A 10,325-nucleotide genomic window follows, 5' to 3' on the forward strand; every position below is an offset into this window, starting at 1 on the left:
TCTTCGACATGCTTATCGCCGACTTTTCTATCGAAGATTGCCATGCTATCGCTCCCAATGACGGGTTCGACTAAATCCTCATATCTTTTCCTATTTTTATACAATAGAAACCAGATACAAACTTGTTTGTTGATACTCGTTTAAAACCATCACACAGCATGACCATCCTTGAGAATGAATTTCTGAAAGTTAAGATTGATGCCAAAGGCGCGCAGCTAACTTCGTTATTTAACAAAGAAACCGGCGTTGAACAACTATGGCAGGCCGACCCAAACATTTGGGGCTACCACGCGCCAAACCTGTTCCCTATTGTTGGCGGATTGTTAAATAATGAGCTGCATGTTGACGGGAAAAGCTACCCCATGAACAGGCATGGCTTTGCACGCCAATCGGATTTTATTTTGCTGGATAGCGATGATGCGCATGCGGGCTTTTCATTACCCCACTGCGAAAAAACATTAGCAGTGTTCCCCTATAAGTTTGATTTCCAGGTGTTGTACACGCTTATAGAAAATGCATTGCGGGTAACCTATAAAGTGATTAACCGCGATAAAAAACCGGTGTACTTTTCGGTAGGCGGACACCCGGCTTTTAATGTCCCCTTCAACACCGGCGAAAACTATGAAGACTATTACCTGGAGTTTGAAAGCCAGGAAAGCCTAAAAAGGCACCTGTTAAATAAAGACGGCTTGTTTAGTGGCGAAACGGTACCCGTACCAACACCCGGTAAAAAACTTGCCTTAACACGCGATTTGTTTAAGGATGATGCCATGGTTTTTAAAAACCTGCAGTCGCGCATGGTTACCATTAAAAGCACTAAGCATGAGCAAACTTTATCGGTAGAGTTCCCTCACTTTAATTACCTGGGGCTTTGGGCCAAACCCGGTGCCGATTTTGTATGCATTGAGCCTTGGCTGGGCTGCGCCGACAGCGCCGGTGAACCAAAAGATATTACAGCAAAAGAAGACATACAAAAGGTAGTTGTTGGGCATGTTTTTGAAGCATCTTTTTACATAAGCATTTAAATTGCTGATTATTTTATAGTTTTTTAAAACATTTAAATTGCTTTTATACTTATCAGTAAATACTTACACATATAACATCTACACTATGAAAAAGAAAATTTATTTAATTGCCATGACAATGCTACTGACTGTAGCTGCCTTTAACAGTAATGCTGCAACTTTTGATGATAAAAAAGATGCTTATAAAGAAGCTGCTGCCAACATGACCAAAGAGCAGAAAGAAGCTCGTGTTGAAGAAATAAAAAGCCGTGTTGAAGAGATCAAAGCGATGGATAAATCGCAGTTAAACAAAGCAGAAAAGAAAGAATTAAAATCAGAATTGAAAGAACTTAAACACGAAGCACAAGCCATGGGTGGCGGTGGTGTTTACCTTTCAATCGGTGCTATTATTATCATCATTTTAGTATTGATCCTGATCCTGTAATCAGGCAATACAAAAACACTTATAAAACAACAAAGGGCGCCTAAATGGTGCCCTTTGTTGTTTTATAGGATCTTATACCTATTCCTTAACCACTTCGTTTAACACCGGGTGATCAAATGTTGAGATAGTTGTATGCCCGCCCTTCAACTGGTCGAATATCACAATCTCGTTAGTGCCTTTTTTAAGCCATGCCGCAGGCACATACAGCGTTTGCTGCGGGCCTATGTTCCAGTATTTACCCAGGTTGTGCCCGTTAACAAATACAAAACCTTTACCAAAGGCTTTCATATCCAGGTAGGTATCAACTGTGGTACGTAATGAGAATGTGCCCCGGTAAAGCGCAGGCTGTAACTCACCTTCATTTTGCTGTGGCAGATACTTAAACCCTGTGGTTGTAGTGAATGGGAACTGGTACATTTTCCATCCAAAAAGTTCCTGTCCGTTTAAGGTTACCTTATCGGTAATGCCCTGGCGGTTATCGGTTAAGTAAGGGCCGTAATTAATGCGGCCATTATTTTCTACCAATATATCTAACACACTGTTAGCGGTTGGGTTATTTAGCTGTAGCGAATCCTGTTTTAAACGGCGGTCTAACACGCTGATGCGTTTGCCATTTAAATAAACGGTGGCGTAATCACGTAGTTCTTTTATTTTAAGTATTCCGCTTATCGCGTTGGCTAACGTAGTACGATATAGCACAAAACCATATCCCTGGTCAAGATCTTCCAAGCTTTTCGGTTTTTCAGATTCTACGGGGGTACCTAAATTGGTAAACAGGTTTGCCACCCCACTTACTTTTATTACCTCCAAACCAAATGTACGGCGTTTCTTTTCGGGCACATCGGGCAGGGTTTCTCCTGCGGGCAGGTGCTTGGCAATTATTGCCCGTAGCTTATAATATTTTGGTGTAGGGTTACCGGCTTCATCAAGCGGGGCATCATAATCATAGCTTGATGTTTGGGGCGCGTAGGCTTCTGTACGGCTCATGTTGGCACCGTTCATAAAATCGCGCGTGGTACCCCCATGAAACATATACATATTGATAGAAATGCCTGCCGATAAAATATTGTCCAGCTTTTTGGCATCCTCATCGGCATTGCTGCCTGTATGCGGCTTGCCCCAGCTATCAAACCAGCCCGGGTACCATTCGGCTATATAATACGGGCCTTTACCGTTGTGATATTTATTGATCAGCGCCTTTGCTTTTGCCGGGTCATCTTCGCCATTTACGGCCGGTAAAAAACCGGGCAAATAACCAGCAGGCATTTGGCTTGGACCATCGCATGTAAACAACAAGCCATCAAACCCCGCCTGCCTAAAGATCTTCTCGTTTTGCGCCAGATACTCCTTATCGTTACTGAAAGAGCCATACTCGTTCTCTATCTGCACCATCAGGATGTTACCGCCGTGGTTTACCTGTAGCGGGGCTAGTTGCTTACCCACCTCCATCATATAGTTTTGGTAAGCATTGATAAAGGCAGGATCTTTACTGCGCACTTTCATGTTTTTGTCCTTCAACAGCCACCATGGGTAACCGCCAAATTCCCACTCGGCGCATACGTATGGGCTTGGGCGCAGTACTACCCAAAGGCCTTCTTCTTTTGCAATGCGTACAAATTCGGCTATATCGTTATTACCGGTAAAATCGTACTTGCCCTGTACCGGTTCGTGCGCGTTCCAAAAAACGTAGGTACCAATAGTATTTAAACCCATAGCCTTAGCCATCTTTATCCGTTCGCGCCAATACTCGCGGGGAATGCGGGTGTAATGCATCTCGCCCGAGATCATCTGCAAGGGCTTGCCATCCAACAAAAATGTGCTGTCGCCCAGGGCAAAGGTGTGTTCAACTGTTTGTGCGTTAGCTACGGTAAGCATGCCAAAAAACAGGGCGCAATAAATTAATATCCTCTTCAACATATCTTTCTCACTCATTAAAATAATCCCAATTGCCCTTTGTCATCTATGTCAATATCATCCGGATTGGTGATCTCAAAATCAACCTTCTTAGCCGGTGGTACCACTGACGGTTCAGGTGCTTTAGCGCCATCTTCCAACTTTGATTCATCTTTTTTCGGCTTTAGTTCGTCCGCTTTCGCCTTTGGCCCTTCCGCTTGCGGCGCTGGTTCAACCGGTTTCCCTATAACGGGTTTTGCCGCTTCAGATTGTATCGGCGCAGCCTGTGGCTTTGCTTCTGCTATTACGGGCGCGGTGTCGGTATTTTCTTTATCCTCTCCGGTTATCACAATTTCAGTATCCTCAACCGAATCGGGTGCCGGGTCTGGTACGTCCTCCGCATCATCATGCTCCGTCAATAGCTCAACACTTTTTACCTGGTGAACAGATAAACGGTTACCCATCGCCTTCATGCCTTTTACATCAATCAGGTCGGTAAGGTTAAGATCGGCTTCTTCCGGTATTAGCGTTTTACCTTTTAACTGTTCTACCTTAACAACAGGCTGTGCCGCGCCGGAGATGATGATCAGTTTTGAGCCGCTCTCATCGCTGATGATACTGGTTTGCTTGCCAATTACGGTATTCTCAAACACAAAGCGTTTCACCATGTAATTTTTTGATTTGCCATCATAATGCACCACGGCAAACACCTTAGCGGGATCGTATTTCTCAATAACGATCATCTTATCATCAAAGTGGTTATTGAGGTCGAAACTGGTTAGCTCATAAATGCCATTACTCATCACAGTAAGTATGCGGTCATCGCCGTCAAACTCGCCCAGGTACTTCCCACGCCCATCGGCGTTCAGGCGTTTCAGGATATCATCATACCATATTTTACGGCCGGCCAGGGTTGAAACACCCTTGCTTTTCAGTATCACCTTTTTAACCGGGTACTTGGTAACCATGTTACCTATAGAGGCCCGGCCTTTTATGGCAAGCGCCGCAAAATCCTCGTCGAAATTTAGTTTTTTTAGTTTGGCGTGGGGCTTCAACTGTACGTTCACTATCTCGGCTTCGCCGTTGGGGTTGGCTGTAAAGTAAAGCATCTTTGAGCCCTTGCTGCCTTTGGTCAGGTCGTACTCCTTATCGCGGGTTACGCCCGTTACCGAGAAACGTTTGATATAACTAACGCCGCTTTGCCCGTCTTTATATATCATGTTATAAACGGTGCGCTCATCATTCTTTTTAAATACGGCAACGTGTTCGATATCCTTGCCCACAAAAACCTTATCCTGCACCTTTGTTACAATGAACCGGCCATCAGCGCGGAACACGATGATATCATCTATGTCCGAACACTCACCCACAAGTTCAACATTTTCATCCTTTTTTAAACCTGAGCCAATGAATCCATCAATCCTGTTTACAAAAAGTTTTACATTGGCTAAAGCTACCTGCGATGCTTCCACCCTGTCAAAAGTGCGCAGCTCGGTTTTGCGGCCGCGATCTTTACCGTACTTCTCCTTCAGTTTTTCAAACCAGGCAATGGTGTACTCCGTAAGGTGTTTAAGATGGTTCTTAACAACCTTTATTTCGGCTTCTAAAGCTTTGATCTGTTCATCCGTTTTCTTTACGTCGAAACGGGTGATGCTGCTCATCGGCTTGTCTATCAGCTTCTTATAATCCTCTGGCAGTATGGTACGATAGAACTGCGGGAAGAACGGTTCGAACAACCTGTTCAACACCACCAGTACGCCCTCAAAATCGCTCGACTGCTCATAATCAGGATGTTTGTACATCCCTTCCTGGATAAAGATCTTTAACAGCGAACTAAAGAAGATCTTCTCCATCAATTCTTTCAGCTTTATCTCCAGTTCCTGCTTCAACAACTCTTTGGTGAAAAAGGTGCTTTCGCTCAGCATATCGTTCACGCTCATAAAGCGTGGTTTATCATCCTGTATCACACATGTATTTGGCGATATGGATACCTCGCAATCGGTAAAGGCGTAAAGCGCGTCGATGGTAACATCGGGCGAGATACCCGGTGCCAGGTGGATCACGATCTCTACATCCTGCGCTGTGTTATCTTCAATCTTTTTTATCTTGATCTTACCCTTATCATTGGCAGATATAACACTATCTATCAAACCACCTGTGGTGGTAGTAAAAGGTATCTCTGTGATGGTAAGCGTTTTTTTATCCTTCTCTAAAATTTTTGCACGTACACGTACCCTGCCGCCGCGCTGCCCCTCATTATAAGCGGAGGCATCCGCCATCCCCCCGGTTGGGAAGTCAGGCAGCAGGTTTGGTCTGTTGCCACTTAATACAGCTATCGAGGCATCAATCAGTTCAATAAAATTGTGCGGTAATATCTTGGTAGCCAAACCTACTGCAATACCTTCTGCTCCCTGCGCCAGCAACAACGGAAATTTCACCGGTAGCGTTATCGGTTCGCGGTTACGGCCATCATAGCTGGCCTGCCATACGGTGGTATCCGGGTTAAAAACAACATCAAGCGCAAATTTTGACAAGCGCGCCTCGATGTAACGGGGGGCTGCTGCTGAGTCGCCGGTTATGGGGTCGCCCCAGTTACCCTGGCAATCTATCAGCAGGTTTTTTTGCCCTATTTGTACCATGGCATCGCCAATAGAAGCATCCCCATGCGGGTGATATTTCATGGTGTTACCAATAACGTTGGCGGCTTTATTAAAACGCCCGTCGTCCATCTCTTTAAGCGAGTGCAGGATACGGCGCTGCACGGGTTTTAACCCATCGTTTATATGCGGAACGGCACGGTCAAGTATTACATAGGATGCATAATCCAGGAACCAGTTTTCGTACAGCCCGTCGAGTGAAGTGACTTTATGAAGTTTATTGTCTTCGTTATTTTCAGGAATATCAGGATTGTTCAGATCGTCGCTCATTCTGTAGCTAAAAAATAATTATGGATGGGTAAAGATAAGATAATGCTAAGAAATGCGGATGCGCTGAAAGGTGGTTTTTAGCTATAAATGCAGCCTTTTTACTAACATTTACACAGTAATGCACCTTTAATGTTTAGCTTAAACCAAATGGCTTGCAGATTGATATGTAATCAACAGAATTGAATATCACATCAGGCCCGGCGCCCACACAGTTTCGGTTTATTGCTCTCTTAGTTTCTTCTGCTCGCGCAGCATAGCGCCATAATCCATGCGGCGCATGGCGGCATTAATTGTTTTAGCTATGCGGTTAGCCCGGGTTTCGGCTGTTTTGGCATCGGTTATCCATTTAATAAAATACCCCCGGTGCGATTTGGAAAGGCTTTCGAAATATTCCAGTGCTTCGGGCTCGCCAAATTCAAAGCATTCCTGCAAATCCTCCGGCACCTCTATTTTAAAATCTTTATCATGTTCTAAGCGCACACGCAACATGGCACCGCTGCTTTTATGAAGCGCCTTTCTTATTTCTGCCCGTAAGGCCAGCATAAAATTGCCCTCACCAACCGGCATCATAGACATGCCGGCAACCGGAAATTCATCCAGCCGGCCTTTTACCCTTAATGACCTTTTGTTACCCGGCAATATTTGTTGCGCTATATCAAAAGGTATAAGAATATAAGTCCAGCCGCTTTTATCGCCGTGCTCATTGTGGTGATGAATAATTGTGGTAAAATCAACCATACCCAAATATATGGCATTGGGTGGCAAATGTTAAATGTTTGTTAAAAGGTGTTATTTAACACTTCAGGCTGTAACTATTCGGCGCCTGCCTGCATCTTATAGATATAAAAACTAACTGATCGGTTTACAAAATATACACACAAATTATCACGACCTTAATTTTCAACATTATGAAAACCTTAAAATCAGTAACCCTTGCCTTAGCCCTGTTTGCTACCTGTAGTTTTGCAAAAGCAAATGATGTACCCACAGAGAATTTAACAAAAACCCATGCCATTAATGTTTATGTAGACGCCATGACACGCGGCAGGATAAACGACCTGAACCAGATAATCGATCCGTCGGCAAAGTTTAGTATGCAACGCGGAAAAAGCGTTATGCGATTTTCCAAAAAAGAAATGACAGATTACTTTAAAAATCAAAAAAATATAGAGCAAACCTGCACCACCAGCACCGGTATTATTGAAGAAAACGAAGATACTGCCGTAGTTAAAGTAGATATGAATTATGGCCAATTTACCCGTACCAACTATGTAACCATAGCCAACACCGGTAGCGGATGGAAAATCACGAATGTTTATAGTGTGTTTAAATAGTTAAATTTTAGTGTTTGAGTGTGATTGGCTCTCCGGTATATCGGAGGGCTTTTCTTTTTTTAAGTATATCGAATATTCTTTTACGGCCGAATTTTCGCGTACAATTGTTAAAGATTTAAAATCTAAAAAATACTTTAATCGGAAACCTATTCATCTACCAGATTGTCGATAAATCCTTTGAAAGACTCTGAGATCAATGTAACATACTCTTCTATCCAGCCAGGATCATAATGATGCATGTCAAAAAAGAAAACCTGGTTAAAAAATTGAGGTAAGATTGAAATACAGAAGTAGTCGCCCCCATCATCTACAGCAAATGGCAAAAAACCTTGTGGCAATATTTGTTCTGTTATAAAAAGGTTTTCATAAGCCGTTTCAAATCGACTAAAGCCATCATATTTAATAGAAAAAAAATGATTAATTCTCGTCTTAGCCCCATCATCCGGCCATAAGAAAAAACTTTTTACAGGATACCCCCCATTATACTTAAGGTAGTGTTCTTTGAATTCGTTTGTAAACGAGATACCCAGTTGCTCTTCGGCTTCCTTTAAATCAGTTTCCTCTAATTTTTTACTTACCTCTAAGAATTCCACGCACTATTTTTGTATTAAATCGCTTTGTTATCTCGTATAAATATACCGTTTCCCGAACGAAGTACAGTGTTGATGTTACTTCACAAACGGCTGCAGCACTGCCTGCCACTTATCATATCCCTTACTGTTAAGGTGCAGCATGTCACTTTTAAACAGCGTGGTATCTGACTGATGTGTACCGGGAATAAATAATGCCTTCGATACATCTACATAGTGGGTACCCTTCCTTGCCTTGATAAAATCCAGGATCAGGGTGTTGGCCTTTTTAAATTCAGGGAAATATTTTTCCCTGCTCGGGCTTAGTTTTATAGCCATAAAATAAATCTCGGCCTTAGGCAGGTTTTGCCTGATCATGGCCCACAGCTTATAAAACTCACGGGCGGTAAATTCGCCGGTTTTACCTGCGGCGATATCGTTATCACCTGCATAAATAAATATTTTACGCGGATGGTAAGGGTACATAATGTATGGTGTAAAATAATCAACCAATTGCTCTAAGGTACAACCGCCAACCCCGCGCCTGATGATGGGTTTATCACTGAAACGTTGCTCCAGATCTGTCCACATACGAATGGATGAACTACCAATGAACAGTATGCCGTTTTTTGCAGGCATGCTGATGCTATCCTGGTGTTTAAAATCGCGGATCTCGTTATCAAACGGGAAGCCTTGCTGCGCACGGGCGGTTATACCTGCCGTTGCTAAAACAAAAAATAATAGCAGTTTTAATTTCATAGTGGCAATTGTACTAAACGTTCTTCAGAAAACATAAAGGGCATTAAACTTTGTATACCGTTAATTTCCCAAACGGGCCCGTTAATGCAATATAACAACATTCGTAAGGGCCTATTTTGCATTTTTTCGCACTCGGCCATCACCTGCAGGCAGGCACCGCATGATGTTACGGGTTTTAATAAATCAAAATCATCTGTATGGGCGGTTACGGCCATGTTCACAATCGGGTCATCCAGGTGGTTTGCGCCCCAGTTGAACAAGGCCACGCGTTCGGCACAAAGGCCAGATGGGTAAGCCACGTTTTCCTGGTTGCTGCCATAGAGTATCTTACCACTCTGCAATTGTAAAGCTACCCCTACCCTGAATTTTGAATATGGCGAATGTGAAGTGGCCAAAGCTTTAACCGCTTCTGCGCAAAGGTTTTTATCTGCCGTGTTTAATTCTTCTAAGCTATCGTATTCTTTAAAAGCTATTTTTATTTCGTGTTCTGTCATTTTGTTCCACTTACCCTATCCAACACAATAGGGTGTTTTAAGTTTCTAAATAAAAAATCCCCCAACCTAAAAAAGATTGGGGGATACAATATAGTGGTTATTTCTTTAAATATCAACAACCTGTAAAAGAGACGCGAAGTATCGCGTCTCTACAAAAATTAATTTACACCGCTACCGGCAATTCTACCTCATCTAAATTTTCGGCTATCAATGGGTTTACGCTTTCATCGTCTTTCTCTACGCGCAGGTTATTTACAATATGCTGCTGGCGGGTTGGGGTGTTCTTGCCCATAAAATACTCCAGCAGGGCTTTAATGTTTGCATCTTTCAGGAACACAGGATCAAGCCTGATATCCTTACCGATGAACAAACCAAACTCATCAGGCGAGATCTCGCCCAAGCCTTTAAAGCGTGTTATCTCGGGCTTAACACCCAGGCTGGCTATGGCGTTACGGCGTTCTTCGTCGCTGTAGCAATATATAGTTTGTTTCTTGTTCCTCACCCTGAACAATGGCGTTTGCAGGATTGATACGTGACCGGCTTTTACCAGATCAGGGAAAAATTGCAGGAAGAAGGTCATCAACAGCAAACGGATGTGCATACCATCCACATCGGCATCGGTAGCTATTACAATATTGTTATAACGCAGGCCGTCAATACCGTCTTCAATATTCAGCGCGTGCTGCAGCAGGTTAAATTCTTCGTTCTCGTAAACCACTTTTTTAGTTAGCCCGAAACAGTTTAGCGGCTTACCCTTTAAGCTGAACACCGCCTGGGTTTGCACATCGCGCGATTTGGTGATCGATCCGCTGGCCGAGTCACCCTCGGTGATGAACAGGGTGGTTTCCTGCTTACGCTCGTGGTTATCGTCAAAATGCAGCTTGCAATCGCGCAGCTTAC

10 protein-coding genes are annotated in these 10,325 nt (G+C 43.4%); 3 read left to right on the plus strand and 7 right to left on the minus strand.

Annotated elements, in window-relative coordinates; all coding sequences use genetic code 11:
* Positions 1–158: 158 nt before the first annotated feature.
* Positions 159–1,025 (plus strand): aldose 1-epimerase family protein, encoded by an 867-nt coding sequence (locus WC615_RS02720; protein WP_372976605.1) that lies wholly within the window; start codon positions 159–161, stop codon positions 1,023–1,025.
* Between the two features lie 85 nt (positions 1,026–1,110).
* The gene (locus WC615_RS02725; RefSeq protein ID WP_372976606.1) at positions 1,111–1,449 is read left to right on the plus strand and encodes a hypothetical protein; all 339 of its coding nucleotides are present in this window, start codon (positions 1,111–1,113) and stop codon (positions 1,447–1,449) included.
* Positions 1,450–1,527: 78 nt separating this feature from the next.
* On the opposite strand, the gene WC615_RS02730 is transcribed toward WC615_RS02725, so the two are convergent.
* The 3 genes from WC615_RS02730 to WC615_RS02740 all read right to left on the minus strand — a co-directional run bounded on the left by WC615_RS02730 (position 1,528) and on the right by WC615_RS02740 (position 7,034).
* On the minus strand, positions 1,528–3,381 hold the full coding sequence (locus tag WC615_RS02730; RefSeq protein WP_372976607.1) for a glycoside hydrolase family 35 protein: 1,854 nt from the start codon (positions 3,379–3,381) through the stop codon (positions 1,528–1,530).
* Entirely contained in the window at positions 3,381–6,269 is a 2,889-nt protein-coding gene (locus WC615_RS02735) for a DNA gyrase/topoisomerase IV subunit A (RefSeq protein ID WP_372976608.1), read from the minus strand. The genes WC615_RS02730 and WC615_RS02735 overlap by 1 nt, the downstream gene beginning before the upstream one ends.
* A gap of 219 nt (positions 6,270–6,488) precedes the next feature.
* On the minus strand, positions 6,489–7,034 hold the full coding sequence (locus WC615_RS02740; RefSeq protein WP_372976609.1) for a YdeI/OmpD-associated family protein: 546 nt from the start codon (positions 7,032–7,034) through the stop codon (positions 6,489–6,491).
* A gap of 143 nt (positions 7,035–7,177) precedes the next feature.
* On the opposite strand from WC615_RS02740, the gene WC615_RS02745 reads away from it, so the two are divergent.
* Positions 7,178–7,603: a nuclear transport factor 2 family protein gene (locus WC615_RS02745; protein WP_372976610.1), complete on the plus strand. Its 426-nt coding sequence runs from the start codon at positions 7,178–7,180 to the stop codon at positions 7,601–7,603.
* A 146-nt stretch (positions 7,604–7,749) separates the two neighbouring features.
* Here WC615_RS02745 and WC615_RS02750 read toward each other — a convergent pair whose 3' ends face one another.
* From WC615_RS02750 to WC615_RS02765, 4 genes are all read right to left on the minus strand, one after another.
* Positions 7,750–8,196, minus strand: coding sequence for an SMI1/KNR4 family protein (locus WC615_RS02750; protein ID WP_372976611.1), 447 nt, complete (start codon positions 8,194–8,196; stop codon positions 7,750–7,752).
* 75 nt (positions 8,197–8,271) lie between these two features.
* A complete protein-coding gene (locus WC615_RS02755; RefSeq protein ID WP_372976612.1) occupies positions 8,272–8,931 on the minus strand; it encodes a GDSL-type esterase/lipase family protein in 660 nt (219 codons plus the stop codon).
* A complete protein-coding gene (locus tag WC615_RS02760) occupies positions 8,928–9,425 on the minus strand; it encodes a cytidine deaminase (protein ID WP_372976613.1) in 498 nt (165 codons plus the stop codon). Before WC615_RS02760 ends, WC615_RS02755 begins: the two co-directional genes overlap by 4 nt.
* Before the next feature lie 163 nt (positions 9,426–9,588).
* The coding region (locus WC615_RS02765) for a toprim domain-containing protein (protein ID WP_372976614.1) at positions 9,589–10,325 on the minus strand (737 nt) is incomplete at its 5' end.

Source organism: Mucilaginibacter sp. (assembly GCF_041663085.1).
In the GTDB taxonomy this organism is placed as follows: domain Bacteria; phylum Bacteroidota; class Bacteroidia; order Sphingobacteriales; family Sphingobacteriaceae; genus Mucilaginibacter.